Here is a 26,561-nt window from a genome sequence, read left to right as displayed (position 1 = left end):
CCCGTATGTGAACCCCGTGTTACCTGCCCCCACGGGTCACGTGACGTGCGTCGCACCCACTCACCCGGGCGGCACCCACGCCCCCTGCCCCCGCACCGGGCAGACTGACCCGTATGACCTCCACCTCCTCCTCCACCCGCATCGCCCTTCTGGGTACCGGCCCCTGGGCCGACCGCACCCATGCCCCCGCCCTCGCCGCCCACCCCGGTGTCGACTTCGTCGGCGTGTGGGGCCGGCGTCCCGAGGCCGCCGCCGCCCTCGCCGAGGCGCACGGCACCACCGCATACGACGACGTGGACGCCCTCCTCGCCGACTGCGACGCCGTCGCGATCGCGCTGCCCCCGGACATCCAGGCCCCGCTCGCCGTCCGCGCCGCGCAGGCCGGCCGCCATCTCCTGCTGGACAAGCCCGTGGCGACGACCCCCGAGGGTGCCCGCCGGGTCGCGGACGCGGCGGATGCCGCCGGGGTGGCGTCCGTGGTGTTCTTCACCCTGCGCTTCGCCGCCGGCACCACCGGCTGGATCGACGAACAGGCCGCCACCAAGGGCTGGTTCACCGGCCGCGCCGACTGGCTGGGGTCGGTCTTCGCCCCCGGTACGGGCAGCCCGTACTCGGCCTCCCCGTGGCGCGGCGAGAAGGGCGCCCTGTGGGACGTGGGCCCGCACGCCCTCTCCGTGCTCCTCCCCGTGTTCGGCGACGTCACCGCACTGACGGCTGCGGACGGCCCCGGCGACACCGTGCACCTCGCCCTGCGCCACACCTCCGGCGCCTCCAGCACCGCCACCCTCAGCCTGACCGCCCCGCCGGAGGCCTCCGGTGTCGGCATCGAACTGCGCGGCGCGGCCGGTGTGCACTCGCTGCCCAGCCAGTGGGGTGCGGGCGTCGACTCCTTCGGTACGGCGATCGACGCCCTCCTGGAAGCCGTACGCACCGGCACCCCGCACCCCTGCGACGCCCGCTTCGGCCTGCGCGTCACGGAAATCCTGGCGGAGGCCGACACCGCCCTGTCTGCGGCCAGGGCCGGCAACGCCCCGTCCGCAGCTCCGGCGGACGAGGCCCCGTCGGCAGCCCCGAAGGAGCGGACCGCATGACCGACGCCGCCACCACCGTCCCCCCGCCCGCCTTCCTCGCCGCCTACGACGCCCTCCTCGCCACCTGGCCCGCAGGATTCACCGCCGAGCCCAGCACCATCCCCACCCCCTTCGGCCCCACCCGCCTCAACAGTTGCGGCCCGGCCGATGCCCCGCCCCTCCTCCTGCTCCCCGGCGGCGGCGCCACCTCCGGGAGTTGGTACGCCAATGTGGCCGACCTCGCCCGCACCCACCGGGTGCACGCCATCGACCCGGTCGGCGAGTCCGGGATGAGCGTGCCGGACCCGGACCGTCCGCTGCGCACCCTCGACGACCAGCGGATCTGGCTGGACGCACTCCTCGACGCCGTCGGCGCCCGCCCCGACCGCCCCGCCGTCCTGGCAGGCCACTCCTACGGCGCCTGGACCGCCCTCCAGTACGCCCTGCGCGCCCCGGACCGCCTGAGTCACCTGATCCTGCTCGACCCCACCCAGTGCTTCGCGGGCCTCTCCAAGGGGTACCTGGCCCGTGCCCTGCCCATGCTGCTGCGCCCCCGGGCCGACCGGATCACCACGTTCCTCACCTGGGAGACCCAGGGCGTTCCGCTCGACCCGGCCTGGCTCCAACTCCAGCTGGCCAACGCGGAGTTCAAGGGCAAGCCGCCCGTCACCGCACCGAGCCCCGTCCCCGCGGAGCTGCGCACCCTGCGCCCCCGCACCCTCGTCGTCATGGCCGGCCGCAGCCGCAGCCACGACTCCGCGAAGGTCGCCGCGCGCGCCGCCGCACTCCTCCCGGCGCCCCGGATCGCCGTACTCCCGCAGGCGACGCACCACAGCATGCCGTTCGCCCAACCGGCCGAACTGGCCCTGCATGTAAGGGAGTTCCTGGGCACTCCGTAAGTGGCGGATCAGCGCCCCCAGCCGGCCGGCGCCCCCGATCCGATCAGCGCCCCAGCGCGTCCCGCACCGCCTCCTCGGTGCGTCCCACCACCGCCGTACCGTCGTCCGCCGTGATGATCGGCCGCTGGATCAGTTTCGGATGCGCGGCGAGCGCCGAGATCCACCGCTCCCGCGCATCCGCGTCCCGCGCCCACTCCTTCAGCCCCAGCTCCTTCGCCTCGGCCTCCCCGGTGCGGGTGACGTCCCACGGCTCCAGGCCCAGCCGCCCGAGCACCGCCCGGATCTCCTCCTCGTCGGGTACGTCGTCGAGGTAGCGCCGCACCGTGTACTCGGCCCCCTCCGCGTCGAGCAGTCGCACTGCGGAACGGCACTTCGAACACGCGGGGTTGATCCAGATCTCCATGCCCCAACGGTATCCGGGGGTACCTCGCGCCACACCTCCCACCCCGCCCCTCGCGCCACCTCCCGGCCCACCTCCCACACCGCCTCCCAGCCCGCCCCAAATGCCGTCTGGCCAGCGGCGATTGTCAGTGGTGGGCAGTAAAATGGAGGTAGTTCGAGAGGGTTGTCGACCGCATCAGGAGGATGCCCGTGGCCGCTGCCGTACTCATGACCAATGCCCTGCCCGGAAAGCCCAGGAAGTCGAGCAGGCCGACGGGGGCCGACCGCAAGCCCCTCCGCAAGAAGCCCCTCCCGGCCGGCCGGCCGCGTGAGTGGTACATCTCCCACAACCGCCGTCTCAAGGCCATGCGCCTGGCGATAGCCCTGATGGACACCGGGGTGTACGTCCCCGAGAAGGCGACCAACCGCAAGATCCGCGACACGGCCGAGCGGGTGGGCATCCACCCGCCGTCCAACACGACGTGCCGACTGGTCCGCGAGCTGATCCGGGACGAGATGGGCTGAGGGGCCCGAAGGTGCGGTGCTGAGCGGGTGCAGCGGGGGGGGGGGGGGGGGGGGGGGGGGGGGGGTGGGGGGGGGGGGGGCGGGGGGGGGGGCGGCCGGGCCCGCCCCCCCCCCCCCCCCCCCCCCCCCCCCCCCCCCCCCCCCCCCCCCCCCCCCCCCTTCCGCCGCCCTTCTCGCCCCTTGGCATGCCCCTCCGGCTCAGGCCACGGCCGCCGCGTGCGCCGCCTGCCGCCCCCACCGCATCCGTGACCACGGCAGTGCCAGCTCGTCCGTCGACGCCACGTCCGTCGGTTTCAGGTCGCCGACCGCCGTGGCCTCCTCGTGCCGTGCGAAGACCGAATCCGCGTACCGGTGCCCGGTGTCGGCCGCCAGGAACAGCACGGTCCGGTCCTGCGCGAGCTCCCGTTCCCAGCGCGCGGCGAGATATCCGGCCCCGGTGGAGAGCCCGGCGAACACCGCGTGCCGCCGCAGCAGGTCGACGCTGCCCGACAGGGCCGTGCCGAAGGACATCCAGTGCACGGTGTCGTACCCCGTGTGGTCCACGTTCGCGAACGGGATGGAGCTGCCGATCCCGGCGATGATGATCTCCGGATCGGCGACCCGCTCACTGCCGAAGGTGACACTGCCGTACGGCTGCACACCGACCAGCTCCACCCCGCGGCCCGCCCCGGAATGCGGCGCTCTGTCCCGCAGATACCTGGCCAGCGCCCCCGTGGACGCCCCCGACCCCACCCCGCCCACCAACGTCAGCCGCGACACATCCGTCTCGCGCCGGACGAGGTCGGCGACCGCGCGGTAGCCGAGGTAGTGGATGTCGTCGTGGTACTGCCGCATCCAGTGGTACCCGGGGTGCGCGGCCAGGATCTCGCCGACCCTGGCCACCCGCCGGCTCTGATCGAGCTTGAGGTCGTCGCAGGGGTCCATCTGCTCCAACCTGGCGCCCAGTACCGCCAGTTGGGTCCGGAGCGTACGGTCCACGGTGGTCGACCCGACGATCACACAGCGCATCCGGTACCTGTGACAGGCCAGCGCCAGCGCATAGGCGTAGATGCCGCTGGAGCTGTCCACCAGGGTGTCCCCGCGCCGCACCGCCCCGGTGTCGAGCAGGTGGCGTACGGCGGCCAGCGCGGAGACCACCTTCATCGTCTCGAAGCGCAGACAGAGCAGCCCGTCGTCGAGCCGCACCAGATCGGGACGGCCGATCGAGTCCGCTATGTGCGTATCCATGGAAGAGCTCCTCGCTGAGGGGAGGTGACAGGGCAGGGGAAGGGTTCGTTACGGGAGCGGAGCGCGCGTCCCGCGCCGGACGGTGGTGCCGCCGGGGGAGCGGTGGGCCCGTAGGTGGTGAAGACCCGGCCGGCCGGAAGGCCCAGCGCCTCCAGGGCACGTACGCAACTCCGCACCCGGCGCGGCAGTCCGCCGCCCGCCGGGTCGAGGAGCAGTCCGGCCACATTGCCGCTGTGCGCGACCTGCACACCGACGGCGCCGACCCGCCCGGCCACCTCCACCAGTGCGGAGAACTCCGGTTGCGGCAGACGTCGTTGGCCGAGCCGGGCGCTCCCGGTGGCCACCTGACCGAGCAGTACGGGATCGGCCTCCCGCACCGCCCGCCGCAACAGGCCGCGCAGCCGGGCGTACTCACCGAGTTCGGCGCCGGTGGTGCGGTCGGCGCCCGCCGGCGCCGAGTCCGCCAGCGCCAAGGTGTCCACCGGCCTGCCGCCGCCCAGGGTGCAGCCGACCACGACCACCGGCGGCAGCGCCCCGCCGAACACCTCCAGCACCCGCCCCTCCCGCTGGGCGAACAGCACCGGCCGCCCGTCCAGCATCAGCGGATCGGACGCCCCCTCGGCCAGTACCGCGAGAGAGGCGAGGGTCCCGGGACTCAGGTGCACCCCAAAGGCATCCGCGACCGCCCGCAGTGCGGCGAGCACGTCACTGCTGGAGGAGCCCATCCCCAGCCCGACGGGAAGATTCCCGCCCAGCGTCAACTCTCCGCCGCTCAGCGGGACATGAGTCCTTCGCGCACACTCCTCGACCGCCAGCTCCGCCGCCCGCCGCGCCTTCGTCCGGTCGGCCGGGCACACCGTCACCACCCCTGGCGCACCCCCGGGACGCGGCACGAAGACCGCCCGGCTGCCGGGCCCGTCGTACACCGGCAGCGTCACCAGCCCCGCGCAGGCCCGCCCGGTGGCGTCCCGGAAGACACCCTGGAGGATCTCGCCGTGATGGCAGGCCGCGTGCCCGGCGCCGATGCGCGGGCCCGGGGGCGTGTGGGCGGAGCCCTCGGGCGTACGGGAAGAGTCCACGGGCGTACGGGAGGAACCCGAGGACCCGCAGGAGGAAGCGACGGCGGCGGCCCTCACGCGGCACCCGCCACCGCAGCGGCCCGATACCGGTACAGCACGGTCGGATCCGCGCTGAACTGCGAGAACGGGAACGGCTCCGCCGACACCGCGCTCACCCCCGCCCCCAGGAACGCCCGCGCCACCGCACTGCCGGTCTGCGCGTACACCACCAGTGGCACGCCCCGCTCGCGGCAGCGCGCCAGGATCGTGTCGAAGGACCCGTTGCTCAGCGTCATCCCGGTGGCTACCACCGCGTCCGCCGCCTCCAGCACCTCGTTCATATCGGTGCTGACCGGGTCGCCCCACTGCGTCGTACGGAGGTTGAGGTCGCACAGCAGCGGCACCCCGCCGCGTTCCCGGATCGCCGCCACCAGTGGATTCACCACCCCGATCAACGCGACCCCGGCCCCCTCGGGCAGGTCGAGCAGCCCCGCGATCGCCGCGTCCCTGGCCACCGCCCGCACCTCCGGCGGCCCGGCCGGCAGGGTCACCGCCTCCGCGTCCGCCTCCCGGTGCGGGCGCACCGCCGCCAGATACGCGTCCAGCGCCGCCACCCGCACCGGCCTCGCCGGGTCGCGCAGCAGTGCTCCCAGCGAACTGCCCGACAGTGCCCCGCACACCCCCGCGTCCAGCTCCCCGGCCTCGAAGGCGCAGGCCCCGAAGGCCGAGCCGACCCGTATCAGCACGTACTGATTGAGGTAGGTGGTGGTGCCGCCCGCCAGCCGGGTCCCGTGATGCGCCCAGAACACGCTGGTCGCGGTCAACTCCTCGGGCAGCGGCCCGTGCTGAGCGGCCAGTACCTCCGCCAGGAGCCCGTCCGTCGTCCCGTTTCCCCTGATCGTGCTCACGTCCATGCTGCTGTCCTCTCCCTCTCGTCCTGTCTCGTTACGGAATTTCCAGCGACGGCACCCCGGTAGGCGACCGCGAAGCGGCCGAGCGGATCGACGCCGATCTCGGCGTCCACCTCGAAGACCTCCGCGAGCAGCGGCGCCGTCAGTACCTCGGCGGGCGTTCCGGCCGCGACCAGGCACCCGCCCCGCATCAGCAGCAGCCGGTCGCAGTACCTGGCGGCCAGCGACAGATCGTGCAGCGCCACCAGCACCGTCCGGCCCCTCTCGCCGAGCAGCTCCATCAGCTCCAACTGATGCTTCACATCGAGGTGGTTGGTGGGTTCGTCGAGGAGGAGGGCCTGCGGCCGCTGGGCCAGGGCCCGCCCGATGTGGGCGCGCTGCCGCTCGCCACCGGAAAGCGCCTTCCACTCCCGGCCGGCCAGCTCGGTGAGTCCCACCCGCGCCAGGGCGGCGGCCACCACCGCACGGTCGGTGGCGCTCGCCGCGCCCCACCGGCTGCGGAACGGGGTCCGGCCCAGCCCGACGACCTCCGCGACCCGCAGTTCGCTCTCCAGGCCGACGGCCTGCTCCACGAAGGCGACCCGCCGCGCCAGGCGCCGCGCGCTCCACCCCCGTACGTCCTCACCGTCGTACGACACCGCACCCCGGTCCGGTGTCCGCAGCCCTGCCAGACACCGCAGCAGGGAAGACTTCCCCGAGCCGTTGGGCCCGACCAGACCGACCGTCTCGCCCGGCGCGACCGCCAGCGACACCCCGCGCACCACCTCCTTGCCGCCCACCGACCAGGTCAGCCCCTCGGCCGCGATCCTCACAGCTCCCCCCTCCTGCGCAGCACCAGCAGGAACAGCGGCACCCCGAGCAGTGCCGTGAACACCCCCACCGGCACCTCCTGCGGTGCGAACGCCACCCGGGCCAGGGCATCCGTCCACACCAGGAACACCGCCCCCGCCACTGCCGAGAACGGCAGCAGCACCCGGTGCAGCGGCCCCACAAGGAACCGCACCCCGTGCGGCACGATCAGTCCCACGAAGCCGATCGCCCCGACCGCCGCCACTGCGACCGCCGCCATCAACGACGTCACCACCAGCAGCACCCACCGCGTCCCGCGCACATCGACACCGAGCGAGGCCGCCGTGTCCGCACCGAACGAAAACCCGTCCAGCGCCGCGGAGTTCACCCACACCGCCGCGAACCCGACGGCCGCCACCACCGCACACACCAGCACCGCGTCCCACCGCGCCGAAGCCATCGACCCCAGCAGCCACTGGGTGATCGCCCGGATCACATCGGCGTCACCGGACGCCATCAGCACCAGCGAGGTCAGCGCGGTGAACAGCTGCGCCACCACCACCCCCGTCAGCACGATTCGCACCGAGTCCAGCCCACTGCGCCTGAGCAGCAGCATCAGCAGCCCGAACGACAGCAGCGCCCCCACGAAGGCCCCACCGGTCACCCCGAGCGTCTGCGCCCCGAACCCGAGCACGACCACCACCACCGCCCCGGTCGACGCCCCGGAGGACACCCCCAGCAGATACGGATCGGCGAGCGCGTTACGGGTCACGGCCTGCAACACCGCCCCGCACACCGAGAGCGCCGCCCCGACCAGCGCGGCCAGCAGCACCCGAGGCACCCGCAACTCCCAGACCAGCGAGTCCAGCAGTCTGGGCACCGGCGCCCCGCCCACCCCGATCCCCAGCCGCGAGGCGACGCTGCGCACCACATCGCCGTAGCCGACGGGCGTGGACCCGATCCGCACCGACACGACGACCGACACCAACAGCACCGCACAGACGGCGAGGAACAGCCCGACGGTGCGGGCGGAACGTCGACGGACGGGCACCGGCACCGTGCCGTCCGGGCCGGCCACGGGCCTCAGCGGCACGGAGGGATCCAGCAGGGCCGCCTCTTCCGCCCCACTCACCTTTCCAGCCCCACTCACCCCCTCAGCAACTCTCACCCCATCAGCCTCGACGGCCCCGCTAACGCTTGGCATAGCCGAGGTCCTTCATCCCGTCGGTGAGCCTGGGCAGTGCGTTCACGGTCCGCACCGACGGGTCCATCTCCGTGCCCGGGATGGTGACGAAACGGTTCTCGGCGACCGCCTCCAGCTGGGCCATCACCGGGTTGCCGCGTATCGCCGCCAGCTTGTCGGCGGCGCTGTCGCCCGGCTTGCCGCGCTCGGAGAGGTCGCCGACCACGACGAAGTCCGGCTTCCGCTCGGCGATCTCCTCCCAGCTGACCGAGGGCCAGTCCTCGTCCAGGTCGTCGAAGACGTTCTTCGCCCCGACGATCCGGCTCATCTCGCTGGCCATCGCGGTTCTTCCGGCGACATACGGGGCGTCCCCGGCCACCGAGTACACCCACACCACGCGCGGAGCGCCCCGTACCCCGGCCGCCTCCTTCGCCGCCCTGTCGAGCGTGGCCCGCTGCTCGCTCACCAGCCTGGCCGCCCGCTCCTCGACACCGAAGACCTTGCCGAGACTCCGGTAGTCGTCCAGCAGGAGATCGAAGGGGGACTTGCCCGCCGCGTTCTGCTTCGGGCAGTCCACCGCGCTCAGGTACGACGGCAGCCCGAGTTCCGCCAGCTCCTCCCTGGTGCCGGTGCGGTCCTTGGTGAAGTGGTCGTTGAACCCGGCGACCACCAGGTCCGGTGCGGCGGCGCGCAGTTGCTCGCCACCGAGCAGCTTCGGGCTGAGCACCGGAACCTTCGTGTACGCCTGGCGGTACTCCGGCGCGATCTTCGTCTTGAGGTTGGACGTGCCCGCCATCCGCTCCTGAAGCCCCAGCTCCAGCAGCACCTCCGTCGCGGACTGATCGAGTGTGACGGCGCGCTGGGGGGGCTGCGGGAACGACAACTGCCGCCCGCAACTCCTGATTTCCACCCCCGCGCCCCCGGCCTTTCCCGGCGCTGCGGCGGGCCGCGCCTTCTCCGGGCCCTCGGCACAGCCGACGACGGTGAACGAGAGGGCCAGCGCGACGGCGCCGACCCGGACAGAACGGGACATGTGTCCTCCCGGGGAAATGGAAGCAGGAAATTCGGGCCGCGTTCAGGTGCTGACGTGGGCCGGAACGAGCGCTACTGTAACGGTAATCATTTTCAATAAGCTAGCCCCCCGGTGCCTTGCCCGCCTGTCCGAGACCCGGCCGCTCCCTCCAACTCGCTTGCGGTGCAAGCAATGTGGGAGGCGAAGAAACCTCTGGAGTTCACACCCCGTGACGACCGCTCACCCCGACGAAGCCGCAGACAACCCCATGGACGACCCGACAACGAAAGCCACCCCCGCCCGCCCTGTCCTGCGGGACCCGGGCTTTCTGCGGCTCTGGACCGGCACCACCGCGTCCGGTCTGGCGACGTGGGCCCTGCCCTTCGTCCTCGGCCTCGCGGTCCTGGACCGCACCCTCACCGCACCCGCCCTCGGGCTGCTGCTGGCCACCCGTACCGTCGGATTCCTGATAGCCGTGGCGGTCGGCGGCGTCCTCGCCGACCGCCACTCGCGGCGCGGCGTCGTCCTGGTGGCCGGTCTCGCCGCTGCGGCCGCCGCACCCCTGCTGGCCCTCGGACTCGGGCGCTCACTTTCGCTGATGGCGTTCGCGGCGGCGCTGGCCGGAGCCGGGCAGGGCGCCTGCCGCCCCGCGTTCCAGGCCCTCACGGCCGAAATCGTCGCGCCCTCACAACGCCAGCAGGCCAACGCCGCGACCACCCTGGCCGTACGCGTCACCACCCTCACCGGCCCCGCCCTGACCGCCCTGCTCGCCGTCGTCCTCGACACCGCGACCCTGCTCCTGGGCATCGGCCTGCTCTGGCTGGCCGCCGCACTGCTCCCGGGCAAGGGCACCCACCGGGGCTTCCGAACGGGCACCCACCGTCCGGAGCCGACCCCCCAACGGTCCTCCCTGCGCGCCGAGTTCGCCGAAGGGCTGCGCGAGGCCCGCCGCCACCCCTGGTTCCTGGCCGGGCTGGGCGCCCTCACCACCGTCATCGCCACCGGCTACTCCGCGACCGGCGTCGCCCTCCCGCTGATCAGCCGCGACCGGTACGGCACCGAGTGGGTACTGGCCGCCGCCATGACCGCGTACACCCTCGGCGCCCTCGGCGGCGCGCTGCTCATGGCCCGCTGGCGCCCCCGCCTCCAGGGCCGCACCGCCCTCATCGGCCTTGCCTGTTACGGACTCGCGCCGCTCGCCCTGATGCTGCCCGTGCACCCCGCCGTGATCATCGCGGCGTACGTCCTGGCCGGCATCGGCATCGAGCTCTTCAACGTCCCCTGGTTCACCGCCACCCAGCGCGAGGTCGCCCCCGACAAACTCGCCCGCGTCTCCTCCCTCGACTTCCTGCTCTCCTACGGCCTGGCCCCCCTCGGCCTCGCCCTGATCGCCCCCGCGATCACCACCTTCGGCCCCACCCCGGTCCTCGCCGCCTGCGCCGCCCTCTGCTTCCTGGCCCCGGCCGTGGCGATGGCGGCCCCCGGAGCCCGGCACTTCTCGGGGGCGCGGGGCCCGACGGCGTGACACCGGGACCACCGCACGACGGAGCCCCGCCACCGCCCACAAGGGCGGTGACGGGGCTCCGGACGACGAGCGGGTCCGGCCTAGAGGTCGAAGTACAGCTCGAACTTAGACATCCTCTCTCCCACCTGTGATGGAGAGGGTGCATTGCGCTGACCTGGCGTTTCTTACGTTGGTACGCGTCGAGTGCTGACGGGTGTGATTGATGGTGCTGCGGACTGTGTGCGGACTGGTCACTCGTCGCCGTCCGTAGCCGCCTTGACGATCCGGCGGACCTGCTGACGCGTGTAGCCGGTCGCCTCGCACACGTCCTTCTGTGGCACTCCGTCGGCGTTTGCCTGTCGAATCGCTGCGGCTAGCTCTTGCCTCAGGATCTCGGTCCGGGCTTCCGATGCCCTGAATCGGTCGGCCAGCTGCCCCAGTGATCGCTTATCCATGACACATAGTGTTCCATTCGCATTCATGGAACATCACGTTACCTAGATGGCACTACAACTGCTAGGTAGGTAGCCATTGACAATGGAACACGATGTTCCCTACGGTGGGCATCGCCACCTCAGGTATGAGGACGGCCCCGCCCGGTGGTGGAACACCGGAACGAGGCCTAGGCCCGAACCCCTCTGAACCAGGGAGTCGAACCATGAGCAACACCGTATCCAACCCGGTCAAGCCGTCCGACGAGGAGCAGGCTGTACGCCGCTCGGTCGACGCACAGTTCCCGCTCGTCGCCCAGCTCGTCGCCTCCGGTCGGCAGGGGGCGCCGCTGCCGATGGCGCCGCCGGCCGCCCCGAGGACGTGGACGTTCACCGACCGCGACACCGACGAGCAGATGACGTTCACCTGCATGGTGGGCTGCACCCTCAACCATGCGTCGGACGTTGCCTCGCCCACGTTCCGTCAGGACATCTGGTGCCAGGCGGCCGGCCCGGAGATGTGGCTGCCGATCAACACCGACGGCAAGCCCGAGGAGTTCCGGGTGCTTGGCATCACGTTGAACGTGCGGCCGTGGGACCGGAAGCTGAGCGAGCGCCTGCCGCACGTGGACATCGAGTTCATCGACGACCACTGGGTCGAGAACCTGGACCCCGACGGTCTGGCGACGGTCATCCGCACCCTTGCGGAGCGGGTCGAGTCGCTGAAGGTTGCGCACGCCCAGCTCGTCGCCGTGCGCGCCGAGTACATGGGCCGCAAGTGAGCGCCGTCCGCACCGTCACGGTGCACACGGTCGACCACGGCCCGGTGACGATCCCGGAACCGTCCTGGTGCCGGGGGAAGCACGCGTCGGAGGCGTACCGGGAGGACATCGAGCACCAGGGCGACGAGTTCCGGGCGTGGGTTCCGACCGCCTGTCACGGCGACGTGACCGCGTTGGCGATGGCGTTGGTGCAGCGCCCGTTCTCCCCGTCGGAGCGCCGGACGATGGCGGCCGTGTACGTGGATGGCGAGTGGCACGAGTTCGACGGGTCGGGTCTGCGGTTCGTGGCGGAGTCGGTGTGGCGGTTCGCGATGGACGTCATGCCGCAGCTGGCCGCCCTGGTCGACAAGTCGAACGGGGTGATCCGGTGAGTACCGCCCTGGTGCGCCGGCCGACCGAGGACGCCGCCATTCGTGCGGCGTCCCGCTCGCCCCGGCCCTGCTTGTACCTGCCGGTGATCCTCGCGGAACTGATCTCGGCGAACCGTCTCGGCGACCGGCACGGCGTGAACCTTCTCGCGCACCGTGCCGTGCGTGAGGCACTTCCGGAGGTAGGCCGATGACGGAGGAACGGAACGACGTTCTCGGGTGGGCGGCCATGCTCGCCTGCATCGGGATTACCGCCCACGGTGAGTGGTCCCTCGCGGTGTCGTCCGGGTACAACCAGATCGTCGCGGCCGGCCTGCCGATCGCAATCGACTCCTATGCGATCCGTGCCATGAAGACGGGCCGTGAGGTGTTCTGGCCGGTGCTGCTCATGGTCGCTACGAACGCTGCGGCCCACCTCGTCGACGGCGGGGCGCTCGTCGTCTCGCCGTGGCTGGTGGTTGCCGTGTCGGCCATCGCCCCGTTGGTGCTGTGGCGGGTACACGGCCTGCAGCGGACGGCGGACCATGTACCCGGCGCCGCGAAGATCACCACTGAGGTCCCGCGGGGACCTCTGTCGGAGAGCACCGTCGAGAGGGTGCCCGCCGTCGTGGACACCCCGCCCGTACCCGCGCACCCGGCCATCGAGGCGGCCGTACCCGCCGTACCTGAGGCTGCACCCGCCGGGGTACGCCTGCTGCCAATCGTCGCCGCGGGGGTTCCGTCGGAGGAGTCGACGGAACCGGTTCCCGTGTCCGCCGCGCGCGAGTCCCGCCCCCACGAGGTACACGCGGAGTACATGCCGCAGGAGGGTGAGGTACGCGTACCCGAGAACGAGCCCGGCCCCTTGACCGAGTACGGCGCTGCCTTGGCTGTACAGCATTTCAAAGACGACCTACTGACCGGTGAGGTCCCGTCGATCCGTGCCATCAAGGAACGGCTCGGGGTCGGCCAGGTACGCGCGAAGCAGGTACAGGAAGCGATCCGCGTGGACCTTGAGGCCCATCGACTGGAGGGGGTGCGGTCATGAGCGACGACATCAGCAAGGCTTCCGCCGAAGCGGTCGCAGCTGCACGCCAGTCGGAGCAGTTCGCCATGATGCTCGCCGCCATGGAGGCGGCCAGGGCTGTGCAGCCGCCGACCTGCCAGCACCAGGCGCCCGCCCCGAAGTCGTCGGGCAGTGCAGGCAAGTGGCTGGCGGTCGGTGTCGGCGGCTCGGTGTTCATGGTCGCCCTGGCCCTGTCCGCCGTGGCGGTGGCTATCTCCGCGGTTGCCCTGACCGTCTGCCTCCTCGTCCTGCGGTCGGTCTGGCAGGACATCCAGAAGGGCCGTGACTGACGGTCCCTCCGTCCTCCGTCAGGTGTCTCAGATTGATACGCCTGCGGGGGTGCGGTGGGGCCGGACAGACCGGACCTGTACCCGAGGGAGAACACCGTGACCAGTGAGGAATACCGCGCCAAAGCCGAAGACCTGCTGACCAGTCGCCACCGTTCAGATCTGCCGGGCGTGTACGTGGAGCAGGCGGCCGTGTGGGCGCAGTTGGCCGTCGCCGCCGCGATCACCGAGACCGGCAAGGCGGTGACCACCGATGCCAAGTAGCGGGCACCTGCGGGCGGGCGACAAGGTCCTGATCACCTCTTGCGAGGACGACCCCCGGGCCGCCGGGAAGACCGGCCGGATTCTCGACGAGGTCCCGCCCGGCCCGCTCACGAACGGCCGCTGGACCGTCGACCGCATCAGCTGGCTGATCGCCCCCGTCCTGTGCCACGCCCATGAACTCCGCAAGATCTGAAGGAGTACTGCGTGAGTTACCAGGCATCGGCTGACCCGCCCCTGACGGCCGGCGAGAAGGCCAGGGTCGCGTACTACATCGCCCGCATGTGCAAGCGGGAGATTGCCGGTCCCGACGTCCACCAGGCCGACCTTCAGCGCAAGGTCGACCGGATCCTCGACGGCGCCCGCAAGCGGGCCGAGAAGAGCAAGTAGCTGTGCCACGGGGCGGCCGTACCCGACCAAGGATGACCGGCCGCCCCGTGCTCCCGGCGTAACGAAATCCGAAACGAAATCCAGGAGAGAGACCATCATGACGGAGACCCTGGCGGGCCCGGTCAACGGGCATCCCAGCATCAAGATCGATCTGTTGAAGGTGCCGGTGCAGCCTGCACCCGAGCCGGATCACCCTGCGGACACCCGCAAGGTGACCGAAGCCGTCGACCGCCCGGACAACCCCCTGGCCGACTGGCTGGCCGTCCCGGACATGCCCGTCCTCCCGGTGTGGGCCAGGTCCACGAAGTCCATCGTCGGCACGGTGAAGGCGTTCGCCCGCCTTACCTGGTGGCATGCCCGCTTCCACAGCATCCGGGTCCCCAAGTACCTCGTGAAGACAGTCCTGTTGGCCGCCCGCGGGTTCTACCGGGCCACGCTCGGGCTGTGGCCCACCCTGTCCGCGCAGGACCACACGGCGGCCGTGAAGGCGTTGCGCGCGCAGTGCAAGGCCAGGCCCGAGGATGTCGAGCTGGCCGTGCGTCTGCAGGCCGCGCACGCTGCCCGTACCGAGTCCCGGCGGTGGCGGTTCGGTGCGGCAGCTGTCGGTGTCGCCGCCGCAGCAACCGGTCTGATGCTCGCCGACCCGGTGGTGCAGGCAGGCATGTCCGCGGCCGTCGTTGCCCCGCTCGCCTACCTGGGGCGAGGGAAGGAGACCCATCTCCTCGACCAGGGGGCGCCGCCGCTGAAGGTGGACATGTCGGCGCAGCAGCTCAACGACGCGTTGCGGGCCGCCGGCCTCCTGAAGGCGGGCAAGGGCGACGACGACGGACCCAAGGTGGTCTGCACGATGGGCCCGGTCCGTGACGGGCGCGGATGGGCGGTCATCTTCGACATGCCCCGCGGCGGCGGCAAGACCGCCTCCGACGTGCTGGCGAAAAGGGAGGTCATCGCGCAGGAACTCGGGGTGGATGAGATTCAGGTCATCATGTCCCGCGTCCGGGCGTCCAAGGGCGGCAATGCGGGGCGGGTGTCGATGTGGGTGGCCGACGATGACCCGTACCTGTCGGACCCCATCCCGTCGCCGCTCGCGACGATGGACCGGTTCTCCATCTGGGATGCGGTGCCGTTCGGGCAGGACGCGCGCGGCAACCGGATCACCGTTCCGGTCATCTGGCAGTCGATGTTCTTCGGCGGGCTGCCCCGGCGCGGCAAGACGTTCACCCAGCGCCTGATGACGGCGGCCGGTCTCCTCGACCCGTGGGTGCGGCACTACGTCGCCGACTTCAAGGGCGGCCAGGACTGGATGGGCATGCGGCACGTCGCCCACCGGCTCGTCCTCGGCGCGGAAGACGACGCGATCGAAGCCTTCAAGGCGTTCCTTGCCGAACTCCTCGCCGAGATGGAACGGCGCTTCGCCCTGCTGCGCGGTCTGCCCACGTCCATCTGCCCGGAGGGCAAGCTGACTCCGGCGATCGTCGAGAAGTACCGGCTGCCGTTCATCTTCGTGACCATCGACGAGCTGCAAGAGGCGTTCCTCGCGGTCGACGACAAGGTGCGGGAGCAGATCGTCGACGACCTGGCGCGCATCGCCCGCCGCGGGCCGGCTGCCGGGTTCATCAGCAACTACGCCTCCCAGCGGCCCGACGCCAAGAGCGTGCCCACGAAGCTGCGGGAGATCATCACCATTCGGTGCTGCACCCAGGTCACCGACAAGACGAGCTCGGACATGGTCCTGGGGTCGGGCAAGGCAGCCATGGGCGCGGACGCCTCCCTGCTGTCCGAGGACCACAAGGGTGTGACTGTCCTGGTCACCGGGCCCGCCTCGCACGCCACCGTCAAGAACGATCTGCTGACCACCGCAGAGTTCAACTCGCTGTGCCTCAAGGGCAGGAAGCTGCGCGAGGCGGTCAAGCAGATCAGCGGTGACGCCGCCGGTGACGTCACCGCGGCGGCCGGTGCGGCGGGAGTCGTCATTCCGCCTGTTCTGTCCGACGCCCTCGACGTGATGCGGCACTCCGACCGGATCCACTCCGTCGACCTCCTCGCCCGCCTGGTCAACCTCGACGAGGACCGCTACGGCGACTGGGACTTCGACAAGCTCGGTGCCGAACTCGACGCGGCCGGCGTGAAGCGCACCACGAAGCAGATCAACATCAAGGGCAAGAACCTGGCCGGGTACCGGCGGGCCGACCTTGAGGCCGCCGTACCGGAGGAACTGCTGTTGGCCGCACGGACGGTAGAGGCCCCTCCCTCTACCTCGCCCACCGAATAGGCCCGAGAGGGGTACCGGATCGGTACCCCTGTCCTAGCGGGGTCCCTCTACGGACGTAGATCCCCCCGGTAGAGGCCCCTGGCCTGCGGTGTAGACCCTCCTAGAGGGGGCTACGGCACCCCTCCGACCCCACGCGAAAGCCCCGTCCCCGAAGCATGGGGGTGGGGCTTTCGTGCTGGCTGGCGATGACCGTTGCGGGCAACTGGCCGCCGTTCTGCGTCCGCCGCAATCCCTCGCAATCGACCTTCACCCGCGTTCAATCCACCGCATGCTGAGGACTCCTCGACAGCGAGAACGGAGCCGGTAATGCCCCTCAGGTTCATAGGCACGACGTCCGACGATGGCGACTGCCCCACCCTGTACGAGGTCGAAGAGACGGGCGACATCCTCGTCCAGGGCGACAGGGTCACCGACCCCGAGCACCTGGCGAAGCTGCGCGACGTGAAGGAGTCCGAGACGTTCGTCCTCGTCCCGCGGGAACTCCTCACCCGGTTCTCGCCCAGTGCGCCGGCCGGTGAGGTTGTGCCGTTCGCCTCCGTCTCGCACCTGTTCCGGGAGTTCAAGCACACGGCCTGGCGGCTGGAGACCCGCCGCGGGTACGCCTCCGACCGCAAGAGCGAGAAGTGGGCCCGGTTCCTCACCGGGGAGGACATCACGGACGACGCAGACAACACCTGGCGGGCGAATGTCCGCGAGCAGACCGGGCAGGGCAAGCGGTTCGAGCGGGTCCGCCTCGTCGACGACCCGCCCACCCAGGGACAGCGGTTCCTCCTCGCGTCCGGACTCGGGAACGTGGCCGCTGGGGAAGACATCCGCAATCTGCCCCGGGCCACGGCCGAACAACTCGGCTTGCCCGACTGGGATTTCTGGCTGTTCGACTCGACAACGCTGATGCGGTTCGTCTTCGACGAGAGCGACACCACCCTTGGCGTGATCGTCAGCCGCGACCCTGCCGAAGTGCTGGCCGCCTGCCAGGTCCGGGACGCCGCATGGCACCACGCCACCCGTACCGCGGAGTTCCAGGCACGGGTACGTTCCAGCATGTGAGTACCGATTTTCAGTCCTCCCGGGTCGCCCTCGGTGCGCGGCTGCGTGAGCTGCGCACCGAGGCCGGCCTTGACGGGAAGGGCGTGGCCGAACGTCTCGGCTGGCAGCGCTCCAAGGTGTCCCGGCTGGAGAACGGCAAGCAGACCCCCACCGTCGCTGATCTGACCGCGTGGGCCGCAGCGGTCGGCAACCCCGGATGCGCGGGCGAACTCAAGGGCCGACTCACTGGCATGGAGACCCAATACCGTTCGTGGCGGCGTCAGCTGGCCGGCGGACACCGGGCCCGTCAGGAACTCGCCATCGCCGAGACCGCCGCCACCCAGACGATCCGCGGGCTTGAGATCGCCCGCATCCCCGGCTTGTTCCAGACCGCCGACTACGCCCGGCACGTCTTCCAGGCGAACGCTTCCTTCCGGCAGGTCACCAACGACACCGAAGCCGCCGTCCGCGCCCGCATCCGCCGCCAGGAGGCCCTGTACGAGCCGGGGCGCCTCTTCCGCTTCCTCGTCTGGGAGAGCGCACTCCATATGCGCATCTGCCCCCGAGACGTCCACGCCGGCCAACTCGACCGGCTCCTCAGCCTCGTTGGGCTGGACACCGTGGAACTCGGCATCATCCCCCTGCACGCCGATCTCCGCCGCACCCCCGCACACGGATTCTGGATCTACGATCAGCGCCTCGTCATCGTCGAGACGATCGGCAACGAGATGTGGCTTGAGGACACGGAGACGATCGCGTTGTACGAGCGGGCGTGGGAATGGCTCGCCGAATCGGCCGTCTACGGTGCCGCAGCACAGCACCTGATCGGGCGAGCGCGGGGTTCTCTCGATCACGCGTGAGGAACGCGCCGCAACTGGAACACGCCCTCTCGCAATCCCGCGCAATCGTCGCGCGGCCCTGCAATTGCGGCTCCTACCGTCCTGGCCATGGCCACCAAAACGTACAGACCACCGTTGCATAGGGACCATCTGAGGGTCTTCGGAGCCCTGTCTGACCGGCAGGTGCGCGGCGCGGACTGCATCCTGTGCGGGGTCGCCCTCACCGCGCGGACCGCCGCCGACCTCGGGGTTCGAGACCGGCCCGACGGGCATGGCCGCTGGTTCCCCCGAGCGTGCCTTATGCATTCGAAGGCCGACGCGGACGCTGTCACGACCGGGAGGCCCATCCCACCCGTGAGCAGGCTGACCCACAGTCAGTACAAGGCGTGGTCGTGCGTGTGGTGTCAGCGGACGCTGACTGAAGAGGCCGGCGCCCATCACGTCGGATATGCCCGCGGCCAATCGGGGGCGCACGTCCTCGACTGTGAAGCGTGGGCGTGCACTAAGTGCAAGGAGTGGTCGACGTCGTGAAGTGGTGCAGCAAGTGCCAGCAGCCCATCCTCGACGGCGAGTTGTACCGGCAGTACGACGTCGACGCTGGGTCGGCCGCGGCCACAACGGTGTACTGGCACGAGAAGTGCCTTGTGTCACAGGCCGCACCCAGAGGCCGCGCACGGCGGCGGTGAGCTCCCCGAAGTCGCCCCACAGGTGGCCCTCGACGGGCGGCCCCGGGGACGTGCCCGCCCTCGTACCCCGGCGTTACCGGGGGCGGGCACACCAAAGCCCCCGACCATGCCGACGGTCGGGGGCTTCGGCCGTGTTCTGAGGGTTTTCCAGCGCACGGTCCCTTCAGGCGAAAGGATGCAGGGCATGGACGAGAAGGAAATGCAGCAACGCGTCATCGGGATTCTGACCACCTGCCTGACCGCAGACCTAGAAGGCGACAGCCTTGAGACTCAGTTGGCCTCGTTGATCGCGGGGCTGGACGACACCAGCGTTACGGTCGCCTCGGATGCGACTCCCGCTGAGGTCGTGCAAGCGACAGTGGACGCTCAAGCGCCGCAACTCGGCCGTCTTCTGGGTGCCTTCTGCGCGGCCTACACGGACCTGGCGCAGGAACACGATGAAGGCAACCCTGCCCGATCCGCACAAGAGACTCTGCAGGCATTCGCGCTGCGCGCTGGCGGATAGCGCCCCTGAAGCCCTGGCGTGCGCTCAGTCGAATATGTCGTCATCATCGTCGTCCGGCTGCGGGGCTGCGATCCGCTGCGCCGAGGCCGGCGTCAGACCCAACTCGCCTGTCAGCGACCGGAAGTGCTGCCGCTGTTGGGAAAGGACCGTGCACCAGGGGTTGCGGACCTTCCCGCGGTCGCCCTCGATGACCACACCTTCACGGGCCAACGCACGGTTGCCCATCGTGATCCACGCCCACGTGACGCAGTAGTCCGTGACCGTCTCCCGCTGGGTGTCGACGAGGCCGGCGGAGTACGTCAGCACCGGGACCAGGCGCCCCCACAACTCGGCGGCCGTCTTCCTCGCGCGCGCCACCTCGGGGTCGGGGCCGGGCAGGATGTCCGCCCACCGGGGCTCGACCGGATCGACGGGCGGGAAGCGGACCCCTTCCTTGTTGCGGTCGGCGCGGAACGTCCCCTCGCGCACGGCCGTCATGTACGGCTTCGGCTTTCGGCCCGGTATGGCCATGGCTTCACCTCTCTTGATCGCTACGCGGAGATCGTTCGATTGGCCGTGCGCTCGCTCTGCCCCCCGGACGGTCTCCCGGGCGCCCGCCCACGGGTCCGCCCCCACCCGGGGGGGGGTGGTGCTCCAGCCCGAGCCGGCCGCTGGTGGGCTCGGCTCGGGCTGGTCGGCGCTGGGCGGATCGCTGCGAGGTCTGGACTCGCTCCCCGCCCATGGCTCCCGTCTTCGGTCGGCCGGACCATGGCCCGCGACGGGTGACGTTGACGCCGGATCTGTGAGCCGTCAGGCTGCGTCGTCGGTCGGGTTGACCATCGCGTGTACGTCGTCGTCGCTCAGGTCGTGAAGCTCGTCAGGCTTGCTCAGCGCACCACTGAACTGGTGGGCCATGACACCGTTGGGTGTGTGCTGCCTGGCATAGATCTCGCCTGCCTGCTGGTAGCGCTCAGCTTCGGTGGGCCGCGTGCTCAGGTAGCCGTCGACGATGTGGTCCCAGCTCATGTCGTGGGCACGCTTGGCGATGGCACGGACGAGCACCTTGTCACCGCCCTGTTCGGCGGCAGAGAGGGCGCGTGCTGCCTCGTCGGGCTTCTTCAGCTTGGCCGCCCTGTCCTGCGCGTCGCGCACGGTGCCGTCTACGGCTGCGCGCTCGGCGCTGCTGTAGGCGTTGGCGCGCACGTCGTCGTATCCCCACAGCTGGCGGTCGAGCTTGGCGAACGTCTCGCGGTCGGCCTTGAGTTGGTCCTGCTGGACCTTCTTGAGTGCGGCCTGAGTGGTGGCGTACAGCCTGGCGATCTCGACGCGTCGGGCTTCGGGGTGCATGTTGCGGGTGCCGCGCAGCTGCTGCAGGCCCTGCTTGTAGTAGCTGCGGATCTCGTCGGCTTTGCCTTGCCCGGAGGGTGGTGTGGTGGGCCGGTGCTGGTCGCGCATGAGCTCGTTCATCATGTTGCTGAGGGCGCTGGGCATGGTCGTCTCCTTCAGGCGTAGGTGCGGTTGAGGTGGATGCGGACAAGCCCACCGGGGTCGGTGATGCCGTTCCCGATGTGGACGGATCGCCACTGCAAGGTGTCGCCTGCGGCGAGTACGAGGTTCGCGGGTGTGCCCGAGAGGGGGATGGTCTTCTCGTTGTTCGCGGCGGCGGTCACCCCGTTCGTCAGAGCGAGCATCGCGACGGTCGTGCTGCCGCTTCCCGCCTGGCCCTTGTTGACGAGGGAGAGGGTTCGGGTGTTGGTGTCGGCCCCGGTGATCGCCGTCTCGGGGACGTACTCGACGCGGGTCACGGTGGCCGCGTAGGGGGCTTGGGCGGTGACGGTGTCGTCATCGGCGCCGGCCGTGGCCACCGGGGGGACCTGGGCTTCGATGACGGTGGTGAAGGGGGAAGTAGTCACGTTGTCTCCTGAGTAGCTGGTCGGGTGGGGGGTGACTCCCGCACCCCGGGGGGTGCCAGCACCGGGAAAGTGCTGACGCTGTACCCGGTTACGGGTCTGGGGATTACGGGCTTTCGCTCGGGGGGCGTCCCCTCTCGTCCGGGGTCTTGTCCGACCGGGGCCGTAGGGCTCTCGGCTGGCTGTACGGGTTCACCGGGCCGTCCGGCCTGCCGTGTGAGCTTGGCCCGGTACCGGGCGGCCAGGCCGTGACGGCGCCGCTCGACGAGCTGGGCGCGCAGCTGCTTGCGCTGCTCGATGCGGCGGCGCGCTGCGGATATCCGTTCGCGGACGATGTCGTCGACGTTCACGCGACCTCCCTGCACCGGCCGCACAGCGGGGACCCTTCGGCGTTCCACTGGTTCCGGCCGCAGCTGCTGCACGGGGTCTGCGGCCGTGCGGTCACGGGAGCAGAGAGGGGGTGCACTACAGCGTCCATAGCGTCCCCAGCGTCCATGCCGCCGTGTCGTTGCAGTTCAGGGGTGCTCTGCGGGGTGGACGCTGCGAAGAGTGCAGCGTCCATGCCAGCGTCCACAGCGTCCATGCCGGGGGTGGGGGTGGACGCTACAGCGTCCATGCCAGCGTCCACCCCGTTTCCGCTGGTCAGACCCCGGTTTTCGTCGGGGGTGGACGCTGTGGACGCTGTGGCGGACCTTCTCTCTGCTGTGGCGTTCAGCTTGTACAGCCGCTGACGCTTCGGTGCAGGGCCCCGCTGGGAGTCGTCGACCTCGATGCCGATCGTCCGCAGGGCGGGGGCGAGCCGCTTCAACTGGCCGCCCGCGCGCGTGGAGTCCTTCGGCCACTTCTTCGGCAGCTTGTCCGGGGTGTCGACCTGGTCGAGGATCTGCTGTGTCGTGAGCGTCAGCCCTTCGGCCCCGGCCCGGTCGACGAGCGCGACAACGGCTTGCGCGAACGGCTCTCCGTCGAGGACGTCGGCCACCGCATCGCGGGCGCTGGCCTTGTAGGACTCCATCGTCTTCCAGCCCTGCACCTGGTCGACCGCGGCGAGCACGCGGGCGAAGTCCGCCATGCGCGGGCGCTCGGTCAGAACGACGTCCGGCAGCGCTTTAAGTACCTTGGCGAGCAGGTCGAACAGTGAGGCCAGGATGGACGCGTGCGCGTCCGCGTAGGCCGCGTCCATCTCGCTCTCCTCGCGCCGCTTGGCGTCGGGGATGGTGTGCAGTTCGATCGTCACCAGGCGTTCGGCCAGGTCCCCGGCGAGCGCGCCGGCGTCGATCGTCGTCATTGCGAGCACGCGCCGGAACTCCAGCACAACGACGTCGTCGTCGGTGTACAGGGCGCGGTCGACGATGCCGTCACCGGTCACGGCACGGCACAGTGCGTCAGACAGCCAATCGGCGATGATCGAGACGTTGTCGAGGCATAGCGCCCAGGAGTTGAACGCCTGTGTCGCCCATGCCTTGATGTCGCGCGGGGCTGTCCGCTTGGGCGCCCCGGAGGGGTCGATAAGCCCGATGACCATCTTCGCCGCGTAGGACTTGCCCGTGCCCTGCTCACCCCGGAACGTCAGGATGGGGTGGGGCAGGTCCGGGATGAAGCAGGCGATCAGCCACGCGACCAGCAGGTGAAAGCCCTCGTCGTCGGTGTTCACGAGGTCTTGCAGCTTGGCAAGACCGTCGCCGTCACTGATCGGTTCGGGCAGTGGCTTCATCGCCCCCGAGCGCCGGAAGAGGACTGGGGCCGTTGGCTCCCTGCACCAGCCGTCCGGGCCGATGGACACACACCGCCCCTCGGGGGTCGCCAGGTCGACGACGATGCGCTCCTCGTGCCGCGCAACCCGGATGTGCAGCTGCCGCGGTTCAGCATCGGCGGCGACACCTTCCAGGACCGTCATGGCATCCGCGAGGGCGGACTGAGAGGGCACGGAACCGCCGTGCGCGTCGGTGTACATCCGGGCCAGATGGGAGCGCAGACCGGCCTTGCCGCGCAGGGCGTAGACGGTGTTCGCACCCCCCGTCTTCACGCCGTAGGGGCGTCCGTCCTCGGACATGAACAGCTCGTACTTCTCGCGTGCCAGGGCGACGAGCTGGGATGCCTGAGAAGGGCCGCGGCCCTTGCCCTCGGGTTCTTCGATGCCGTTCTGTTCCAGGATCTTGCGCGCCTGGTCGGCGGTGGTTTCGTCGGTCATCGGACGGCCCTCGATCGGTAGGCAGACGTGATCGTCTGGCGGGCTTCCGCGTCAGACAGTCCGGTGTGCACGGCGGCGTCGAGGAGGGCGGAGGCGACGTTGGAGTCAGCGGCCGTACCCGCCTCGAAGGCCCGGCAAGACGCCCAGAACAAACGGCTGTTGCGCTCTCCCGACTGGGATTCCAAGACGAACCGCACCAGGCCGACCAGGTTCTTCCCCCGACCAGTCTGTGCACGCTCGACGTTCTGAGGGCGCGGACGGGGAACAGCACCCGTCAGAGCGTTGAGGAGCCAGGCGGGGGCGGAGGCGGGCGGCTGGTCCTGGTCGACGAGTTCGTACAGGGCCCCGGTGGCGTGCACCGAGCCGGGGGCGATCACGTAGGCGTTGCCCGCCCGGACGTCGCCGTCGAACTTGCCTCGCAGCTGTCCGAGGCCGTTACCCAGCTTGAGCGACGCCGGCGCCCACAGATAGTCGTGGTAGCCCTTGGCCGTCAGGACGCGCATGGTCGTCGCCCAGACGTGGCCGAGAGCAGCGGCGGCATCCTCTACGGCACCGTGCCGGTCGGAGTCGAGGACGGCAGGCTCCGACCGCGATTCCGATGTTCCGCAACGGCCCGTCGAACCAACGCTGCAGTTTGGCGGGGTCGGTCGAGTGGTTCCGGGTGAAGGCGACGGCGGGGTGCTTGCCCCGGTCGGTGCACGTCTCCGGTTCATGTCCGCGGCCGACGCCGACGCACTTCTCGTTGCCCGGGTGGTCGGCCGGGAACAGCTCGAATCCACGGGAGGTCAGGAACAGCGCCGAGTCGAGCATGGTCATGCGACCACCGCCGGTACGCGCAGTACGACGACGTACACGGTGCCGCAGGGCGCGTTCTTGAGGACGGACCGGACGAGCGGGAGGGGTGCCCGGTGCAGGTGCGGGTGTCCGCATCCGGGGCACCGGTCGACCTTGACCTGTCGGTGCCACTTCGCGGAGCGCGATCGGTAGGTGTCGAGTCGCCCTACTGCTCGGGGCGGGTCTCCTTGTGGCAAGGTGGGTACAGACCCGCCCGCCGTGAGGTCTTCCGAATCCCGAGCAGATACCAGCTGCTCGGGATTCGTCGTGTTCTGGGTCATGCTGCGGCGCCTCCGGTCTGCTCCGCGTCCCAGCGGTCGAGCGCGGCGGGGTCGTACAGGACTCGCCGCCCACGCTTGAAGCCGCCCGGGATGTACCCGACGTGGCGCCAGTAGCGGACAGTGCTAGGAGCCGTTCGGTACCGTTCGGCCACTTCAGCCGTCGTGAGGTACTGCGGCGAATCACCGCTGGGCAGGGTGTGTTTATGCATCGCTTGATCCTCCGTGGGGATTGAGCGCTATCCCCCGCAGGATTGCAGCATGGTGCTGTTGTGGTCAACCCCACCAAGCACTAACGTCTATCCCCATGAAGGATCAAACGCAGTCAACGGAAGGCGCTCCGCAGTCCCTGGCAGAAGCCATCGGCAGCGCTGAACAGGTAGTAGGCCGACGCGTGAAAAGCCTGCGCGTGACCCGCGGCTGGTCCCAGCAAGAGCTAGCGACCCGCATGGCCACCAAGGGCTATCAGTGGCGGCAAACGACCGTGGCCAAGACCGAAGCAGCTGACCGCCCCATCCGCGTAAATGAAGTGCAGGGGCTGGCGAGCATCTTCGGTGTGACGGTTAGCGACCTTATGACTGTTCCGATCGACGACTTCGAAATGGCCACCGCGACGATCCGTCTCAACGAACTAAGGGGGCTCCTTGATGCGTCTAACCAGCGCGTCTTGGAGTTGCAGCGGACCAGGCAGCACATCGACAGGGAACTTGAAGAAGCGTCTCGGGCTCATTCTGATCTGATCGATCAGGTGGATGCTCAGGTGCGCGAGTGCACCGAGATCGCAGACCGACTACGGGATTCGCAGGGGGAGTGAGTGGCCAGCATCAAGAAGAGGCCTAACGGGAAATGGCGGGCTCGATACCGTGACGCCGCCGGCCGTGAGCATGCTCGCCACTTCACGCGGAAGGTCGACGCGCAGAGGTGGCTCGACGAGGAGACGGCGAGTCTGGTCACCGGCCAGTACGTCGACCCGAAGTCGCGGAAGATCACGGTCGACGAGTGGTGCGACAAGTGGATCGAGGGCTACGCCGTGAACAGAGCCTCGACGGTGCGCCAAGCCAAGGTGCACCTTGGACGCATCCGCAAGGAATTCGGCCCGCTCCCTATCGCGTCGATCCAGCCGAGTGCGGTAAAGGCGTGGCTAGCCAGACTCAAGAAGGAAGGCTTGCAGCAGTCGTACATCAAGGCCCTACGAAATCGCCTCTCGCAGGTCATGGCTGACGCGATTGAGGACAAGATCGTCACGTCGAATCCCTGCAATCGCAAGAACGCTGCTAGCGCGGGCAAGCCGCGGCCCTACGTCGCCACGACTGAGCAGGTGTGGCAGCTGTACGAGGCATTCGACGAGCGTTACCGCCTGGCCGTACTCCTCGGCGCCTTCGCGGGTCTACGGGTGGGGGAGGTCTGCGGCCTGCGCCGAGCGGACATTGCCTTTGCCGAGAAGGAGATCCGGCCTGCCGTGCAGTACCCGGCGGAGCCACTGAAGACGGAGATGAGCCGTACCGCCGTGCCCATCCCCGACGAGCTGCTGGCGGTGCTGCCGCGACCGGCGGAGGGGCAGCCGGGCACGGTCTTTGCTCATGAGGGCGGCGACCGGGTAAGTACGTGGGCCATCGAGCGGCAGATACGAGCCGCGAGGAAGGTCATCCCCGGTCTGCCCGAGGGCTTTCGCTTCCATGATCTGCGGCACTACTACGCCTCGTTGCTCATCAGCGAGGGGGCGGACGTGAAGGTGGTGCAGCACCGCCTCCGGCACGCGTCCGCGAAGACGACGTTGGACACATACGGTCACCTCTGGCCGGACACCGAGGAGACGACGAGAGCCGTCATCGGCTCCGCCATGAAGGGCAAGATCAAAAAAGCTGCGGACCCCTCGCGGACTGGCGAGGGGTCCGCAGCATAAACGCGGAGCTAGAAGCCC

The 26,561-nt window shown here is 70.1% G+C and carries 32 protein-coding genes; 18 read left to right on the top strand and 14 right to left on the bottom strand.

What is annotated here, in order from left to right; translation table 11 throughout:
• Nucleotides 1–113 precede the first annotated feature (113 nt).
• On the top strand, nucleotides 114–1,091 hold the full coding sequence (locus ACIA73_RS09265; RefSeq protein WP_399437720.1) for a Gfo/Idh/MocA family protein: 978 nt from the start codon (nucleotides 114–116) through the stop codon (nucleotides 1,089–1,091).
• Nucleotides 1,088–1,969, top strand: coding sequence for an alpha/beta fold hydrolase (locus tag ACIA73_RS09260; protein ID WP_399437719.1), 882 nt, complete (start codon nucleotides 1,088–1,090; stop codon nucleotides 1,967–1,969). The genes ACIA73_RS09265 and ACIA73_RS09260 overlap by 4 nt, the downstream gene beginning before the upstream one ends.
• Before the next feature lie 43 nt (nucleotides 1,970–2,012).
• On the opposite strand, the gene ACIA73_RS09255 is transcribed toward ACIA73_RS09260, so the two are convergent.
• Complete coding sequence (locus tag ACIA73_RS09255; protein ID WP_399437718.1) at nucleotides 2,013–2,372, bottom strand: arsenate reductase family protein; 360 nt, start codon at nucleotides 2,370–2,372, stop codon at nucleotides 2,013–2,015.
• Nucleotides 2,373–2,554: 182 nt separating this feature from the next.
• On the opposite strand from ACIA73_RS09255, the gene ACIA73_RS09250 reads away from it, so the two are divergent.
• Nucleotides 2,555–2,875 (top strand): hypothetical protein, encoded by a 321-nt coding sequence (locus ACIA73_RS09250; protein ID WP_399437717.1) that lies wholly within the window; start codon nucleotides 2,555–2,557, stop codon nucleotides 2,873–2,875.
• 198 nt (nucleotides 2,876–3,073) lie between these two features.
• On the opposite strand, the gene ACIA73_RS09245 is transcribed toward ACIA73_RS09250, so the two are convergent.
• Genes ACIA73_RS09245 through ACIA73_RS09220 form a run of 6 tightly spaced genes read right to left on the bottom strand, consistent with a single transcriptional unit; the run spans nucleotide 3,074 to nucleotide 9,076 of the window.
• A complete protein-coding gene (locus ACIA73_RS09245; RefSeq protein ID WP_399437716.1) occupies nucleotides 3,074–4,102 on the bottom strand; it encodes a pyridoxal-phosphate dependent enzyme in 1,029 nt (342 codons plus the stop codon).
• Entirely contained in the window at nucleotides 4,087–5,181 is a 1,095-nt protein-coding gene (locus tag ACIA73_RS09240; protein ID WP_399437715.1) for a GHMP kinase, read from the bottom strand. Before ACIA73_RS09240 ends, ACIA73_RS09245 begins: the two co-directional genes overlap by 16 nt.
• Nucleotides 5,182–5,234: 53 nt before the next feature.
• Nucleotides 5,235–6,074 (bottom strand): Rossmann-like domain-containing protein, encoded by an 840-nt coding sequence (locus ACIA73_RS09235; protein WP_399437714.1) that lies wholly within the window; start codon nucleotides 6,072–6,074, stop codon nucleotides 5,235–5,237.
• Nucleotides 6,065–6,883, bottom strand: a complete 819-nt coding sequence (locus ACIA73_RS09230; protein ID WP_399437713.1) for an ABC transporter ATP-binding protein — start codon at nucleotides 6,881–6,883, stop codon at nucleotides 6,065–6,067. The genes ACIA73_RS09235 and ACIA73_RS09230 overlap by 10 nt, the downstream gene beginning before the upstream one ends.
• The gene (locus ACIA73_RS09225) at nucleotides 6,880–7,992 is read right to left on the bottom strand and encodes a FecCD family ABC transporter permease (RefSeq protein WP_399437712.1); all 1,113 of its coding nucleotides are present in this window, start codon (nucleotides 7,990–7,992) and stop codon (nucleotides 6,880–6,882) included. Before ACIA73_RS09225 ends, ACIA73_RS09230 begins: the two co-directional genes overlap by 4 nt.
• A 58-nt stretch (nucleotides 7,993–8,050) precedes the next feature.
• Complete coding sequence (locus ACIA73_RS09220; protein ID WP_399437711.1) at nucleotides 8,051–9,076, bottom strand: ABC transporter substrate-binding protein; 1,026 nt, start codon at nucleotides 9,074–9,076, stop codon at nucleotides 8,051–8,053.
• A 247-nt stretch (nucleotides 9,077–9,323) separates the two neighbouring features.
• Here ACIA73_RS09220 and ACIA73_RS09215 point away from each other — a divergent pair, with 247 nt between their 5' ends.
• A complete protein-coding gene (locus ACIA73_RS09215; protein WP_399438036.1) occupies nucleotides 9,324–10,580 on the top strand; it encodes an MFS transporter in 1,257 nt (418 codons plus the stop codon).
• Between the two features lie 230 nt (nucleotides 10,581–10,810).
• On the opposite strand, the gene ACIA73_RS09210 is transcribed toward ACIA73_RS09215, so the two are convergent.
• Nucleotides 10,811–11,014, bottom strand: a complete 204-nt coding sequence (locus tag ACIA73_RS09210) for a helix-turn-helix domain-containing protein (protein ID WP_399437710.1) — start codon at nucleotides 11,012–11,014, stop codon at nucleotides 10,811–10,813.
• 203 nt (nucleotides 11,015–11,217) lie between these two features.
• On the opposite strand from ACIA73_RS09210, the gene ACIA73_RS09205 reads away from it, so the two are divergent.
• From ACIA73_RS09205 to ACIA73_RS09150, 12 genes are all read left to right on the top strand, one after another.
• On the top strand, nucleotides 11,218–11,772 hold the full coding sequence (locus ACIA73_RS09205; protein WP_399437709.1) for a DUF6907 domain-containing protein: 555 nt from the start codon (nucleotides 11,218–11,220) through the stop codon (nucleotides 11,770–11,772).
• Complete coding sequence (locus ACIA73_RS09200; protein WP_399437708.1) at nucleotides 11,769–12,143, top strand: DUF6907 domain-containing protein; 375 nt, start codon at nucleotides 11,769–11,771, stop codon at nucleotides 12,141–12,143. The genes ACIA73_RS09205 and ACIA73_RS09200 overlap by 4 nt, the downstream gene beginning before the upstream one ends.
• Nucleotides 12,140–12,334, top strand: a complete 195-nt coding sequence (locus tag ACIA73_RS09195; RefSeq protein WP_399437707.1) for a hypothetical protein — start codon at nucleotides 12,140–12,142, stop codon at nucleotides 12,332–12,334. Before ACIA73_RS09200 ends, ACIA73_RS09195 begins: the two co-directional genes overlap by 4 nt.
• Nucleotides 12,331–13,167, top strand: a complete 837-nt coding sequence (locus tag ACIA73_RS09190; RefSeq protein ID WP_399437706.1) for a hypothetical protein — start codon at nucleotides 12,331–12,333, stop codon at nucleotides 13,165–13,167. The genes ACIA73_RS09195 and ACIA73_RS09190 overlap by 4 nt, the downstream gene beginning before the upstream one ends.
• Complete coding sequence (locus ACIA73_RS09185) at nucleotides 13,164–13,475, top strand: hypothetical protein (RefSeq protein WP_399437705.1); 312 nt, start codon at nucleotides 13,164–13,166, stop codon at nucleotides 13,473–13,475. Before ACIA73_RS09190 ends, ACIA73_RS09185 begins: the two co-directional genes overlap by 4 nt.
• 96 nt (nucleotides 13,476–13,571) lie before the next feature.
• The gene (locus ACIA73_RS09180) at nucleotides 13,572–13,736 is read left to right on the top strand and encodes a hypothetical protein (RefSeq protein ID WP_399437704.1); all 165 of its coding nucleotides are present in this window, start codon (nucleotides 13,572–13,574) and stop codon (nucleotides 13,734–13,736) included.
• A complete protein-coding gene (locus tag ACIA73_RS09175; RefSeq protein ID WP_399437703.1) occupies nucleotides 13,726–13,929 on the top strand; it encodes a hypothetical protein in 204 nt (67 codons plus the stop codon). Before ACIA73_RS09180 ends, ACIA73_RS09175 begins: the two co-directional genes overlap by 11 nt.
• A gap of 11 nt (nucleotides 13,930–13,940) precedes the next feature.
• Nucleotides 13,941–14,123 carry a DUF6257 family protein gene (locus tag ACIA73_RS09170; protein WP_399437702.1) on the top strand — a complete coding sequence of 61 codons (183 nt, stop codon included), beginning with the start codon at nucleotides 13,941–13,943 and terminating at the stop codon, nucleotides 14,121–14,123.
• Between the two features lie 97 nt (nucleotides 14,124–14,220).
• On the top strand, nucleotides 14,221–16,395 hold the full coding sequence (locus ACIA73_RS09165; RefSeq protein ID WP_399437701.1) for a cell division protein FtsK: 2,175 nt from the start codon (nucleotides 14,221–14,223) through the stop codon (nucleotides 16,393–16,395).
• Nucleotides 16,396–16,701: 306 nt separating this feature from the next.
• Entirely contained in the window at nucleotides 16,702–17,442 is a 741-nt protein-coding gene (locus tag ACIA73_RS09160; RefSeq protein ID WP_399437700.1) for a DUF6879 family protein, read from the top strand.
• Nucleotides 17,439–18,281: a helix-turn-helix domain-containing protein gene (locus ACIA73_RS09155; protein ID WP_399437699.1), complete on the top strand. Its 843-nt coding sequence runs from the start codon at nucleotides 17,439–17,441 to the stop codon at nucleotides 18,279–18,281. The genes ACIA73_RS09160 and ACIA73_RS09155 overlap by 4 nt, the downstream gene beginning before the upstream one ends.
• Nucleotides 18,282–19,130: 849 nt before the next feature.
• Nucleotides 19,131–19,451: a hypothetical protein gene (locus ACIA73_RS09150; RefSeq protein WP_399437698.1), complete on the top strand. Its 321-nt coding sequence runs from the start codon at nucleotides 19,131–19,133 to the stop codon at nucleotides 19,449–19,451.
• A gap of 24 nt (nucleotides 19,452–19,475) precedes the next feature.
• On the opposite strand, the gene ACIA73_RS09145 is transcribed toward ACIA73_RS09150, so the two are convergent.
• From ACIA73_RS09145 to ACIA73_RS09120, 6 genes are all read right to left on the bottom strand, one after another.
• The gene (locus ACIA73_RS09145) at nucleotides 19,476–19,961 is read right to left on the bottom strand and encodes a phage terminase small subunit P27 family (RefSeq protein ID WP_399437697.1); all 486 of its coding nucleotides are present in this window, start codon (nucleotides 19,959–19,961) and stop codon (nucleotides 19,476–19,478) included.
• Nucleotides 19,962–20,240: 279 nt separating this feature from the next.
• A complete protein-coding gene (locus ACIA73_RS09140) occupies nucleotides 20,241–20,921 on the bottom strand; it encodes a hypothetical protein (protein ID WP_399437696.1) in 681 nt (226 codons plus the stop codon).
• Between the two features lie 11 nt (nucleotides 20,922–20,932).
• On the bottom strand, nucleotides 20,933–21,343 hold the full coding sequence (locus tag ACIA73_RS09135) for a hypothetical protein (protein WP_399437695.1): 411 nt from the start codon (nucleotides 21,341–21,343) through the stop codon (nucleotides 20,933–20,935).
• Nucleotides 21,344–21,686: 343 nt separating this feature from the next.
• Nucleotides 21,687–23,528, bottom strand: coding sequence for an ATP-binding protein (locus ACIA73_RS09130; protein ID WP_399437694.1), 1,842 nt, complete (start codon nucleotides 23,526–23,528; stop codon nucleotides 21,687–21,689).
• On the bottom strand, nucleotides 23,525–24,241 hold the full coding sequence (locus tag ACIA73_RS09125; RefSeq protein WP_399437692.1) for a bifunctional DNA primase/polymerase: 717 nt from the start codon (nucleotides 24,239–24,241) through the stop codon (nucleotides 23,525–23,527). Before ACIA73_RS09125 ends, ACIA73_RS09130 begins: the two co-directional genes overlap by 4 nt.
• Before the next feature lie 398 nt (nucleotides 24,242–24,639).
• Nucleotides 24,640–24,852 carry a helix-turn-helix domain-containing protein gene (locus ACIA73_RS09120; RefSeq protein WP_399437691.1) on the bottom strand — a complete coding sequence of 71 codons (213 nt, stop codon included), beginning with the start codon at nucleotides 24,850–24,852 and terminating at the stop codon, nucleotides 24,640–24,642.
• 95 nt (nucleotides 24,853–24,947) lie between these two features.
• On the opposite strand from ACIA73_RS09120, the gene ACIA73_RS09115 reads away from it, so the two are divergent.
• A complete protein-coding gene (locus tag ACIA73_RS09115) occupies nucleotides 24,948–25,454 on the top strand; it encodes a helix-turn-helix domain-containing protein (RefSeq protein ID WP_399437690.1) in 507 nt (168 codons plus the stop codon).
• On the top strand, nucleotides 25,455–26,543 hold the full coding sequence (xerC, locus tag ACIA73_RS09110) for a tyrosine recombinase XerC (RefSeq protein WP_399437689.1): 1,089 nt from the start codon (nucleotides 25,455–25,457) through the stop codon (nucleotides 26,541–26,543). It abuts the gene before it with no gap.
• Nucleotides 26,544–26,561 lie beyond the last annotated feature (18 nt).

The sequence above is a fragment of the Streptomyces sp. NPDC051561 genome (assembly GCF_044454195.1).
GTDB lineage: Bacteria > Actinomycetota > Actinomycetes > Streptomycetales > Streptomycetaceae > Streptomyces.
The sequence above is the reverse complement of the archived record's forward strand: the minus strand, read 5'-3'. Positions and strand labels throughout refer to the sequence as shown.

What these genes read in the sequence shown, in the direction of transcription:
- ACIA73_RS09265 (WP_399437720.1), top strand. Translation starts at nt 114, where the DNA reads ATGACCTCCACCTCCTCCTCCACCCGCATCGCCCTTCTGGGTACCGGC.
- ACIA73_RS09260 (WP_399437719.1), top strand. Translation starts at nt 1,088, where the DNA reads ATGACCGACGCCGCCACCACCGTCCCCCCGCCCGCCTTCCTCGCCGCC.
- ACIA73_RS09255 (WP_399437718.1), bottom strand. Translation starts at nt 2,372, where the DNA reads ATGGAGATCTGGATCAACCCCGCGTGTTCGAAGTGCCGTTCCGCAGTG.
- ACIA73_RS09250 (WP_399437717.1), top strand. Translation starts at nt 2,555, where the DNA reads ATGCCCGTGGCCGCTGCCGTACTCATGACCAATGCCCTGCCCGGAAAG.
- ACIA73_RS09245 (WP_399437716.1), bottom strand. Translation starts at nt 4,102, where the DNA reads ATGGATACGCACATAGCGGACTCGATCGGCCGTCCCGATCTGGTGCGG.
- ACIA73_RS09235 (WP_399437714.1), bottom strand. Translation starts at nt 6,074, where the DNA reads ATGGACGTGAGCACGATCAGGGGAAACGGGACGACGGACGGGCTCCTG.
- ACIA73_RS09220 (WP_399437711.1), bottom strand. Translation starts at nt 9,076, where the DNA reads ATGTCCCGTTCTGTCCGGGTCGGCGCCGTCGCGCTGGCCCTCTCGTTC.
- ACIA73_RS09215 (WP_399438036.1), top strand. Translation starts at nt 9,324, where the DNA reads ATGGACGACCCGACAACGAAAGCCACCCCCGCCCGCCCTGTCCTGCGG.
- ACIA73_RS09210 (WP_399437710.1), bottom strand. Translation starts at nt 11,014, where the DNA reads ATGGATAAGCGATCACTGGGGCAGCTGGCCGACCGATTCAGGGCATCG.
- ACIA73_RS09205 (WP_399437709.1), top strand. Translation starts at nt 11,218, where the DNA reads ATGAGCAACACCGTATCCAACCCGGTCAAGCCGTCCGACGAGGAGCAG.
- ACIA73_RS09190 (WP_399437706.1), top strand. Translation starts at nt 12,331, where the DNA reads ATGACGGAGGAACGGAACGACGTTCTCGGGTGGGCGGCCATGCTCGCC.
- ACIA73_RS09185 (WP_399437705.1), top strand. Translation starts at nt 13,164, where the DNA reads ATGAGCGACGACATCAGCAAGGCTTCCGCCGAAGCGGTCGCAGCTGCA.
- ACIA73_RS09175 (WP_399437703.1), top strand. Translation starts at nt 13,726, where the DNA reads ATGCCAAGTAGCGGGCACCTGCGGGCGGGCGACAAGGTCCTGATCACC.
- ACIA73_RS09165 (WP_399437701.1), top strand. Translation starts at nt 14,221, where the DNA reads ATGACGGAGACCCTGGCGGGCCCGGTCAACGGGCATCCCAGCATCAAG.
- ACIA73_RS09160 (WP_399437700.1), top strand. Translation starts at nt 16,702, where the DNA reads ATGCCCCTCAGGTTCATAGGCACGACGTCCGACGATGGCGACTGCCCC.
- ACIA73_RS09150 (WP_399437698.1), top strand. Translation starts at nt 19,131, where the DNA reads ATGGACGAGAAGGAAATGCAGCAACGCGTCATCGGGATTCTGACCACC.
- ACIA73_RS09145 (WP_399437697.1), bottom strand. Translation starts at nt 19,961, where the DNA reads ATGGCCATACCGGGCCGAAAGCCGAAGCCGTACATGACGGCCGTGCGC.
- ACIA73_RS09140 (WP_399437696.1), bottom strand. Translation starts at nt 20,921, where the DNA reads ATGCCCAGCGCCCTCAGCAACATGATGAACGAGCTCATGCGCGACCAG.
- ACIA73_RS09130 (WP_399437694.1), bottom strand. Translation starts at nt 23,528, where the DNA reads ATGACCGACGAAACCACCGCCGACCAGGCGCGCAAGATCCTGGAACAG.
- ACIA73_RS09125 (WP_399437692.1), bottom strand. Translation starts at nt 24,241, where the DNA reads ATGAACCGGAGACGTGCACCGACCGGGGCAAGCACCCCGCCGTCGCCT.
- ACIA73_RS09120 (WP_399437691.1), bottom strand. Translation starts at nt 24,852, where the DNA reads ATGCATAAACACACCCTGCCCAGCGGTGATTCGCCGCAGTACCTCACG.
- ACIA73_RS09115 (WP_399437690.1), top strand. Translation starts at nt 24,948, where the DNA reads ATGAAGGATCAAACGCAGTCAACGGAAGGCGCTCCGCAGTCCCTGGCA.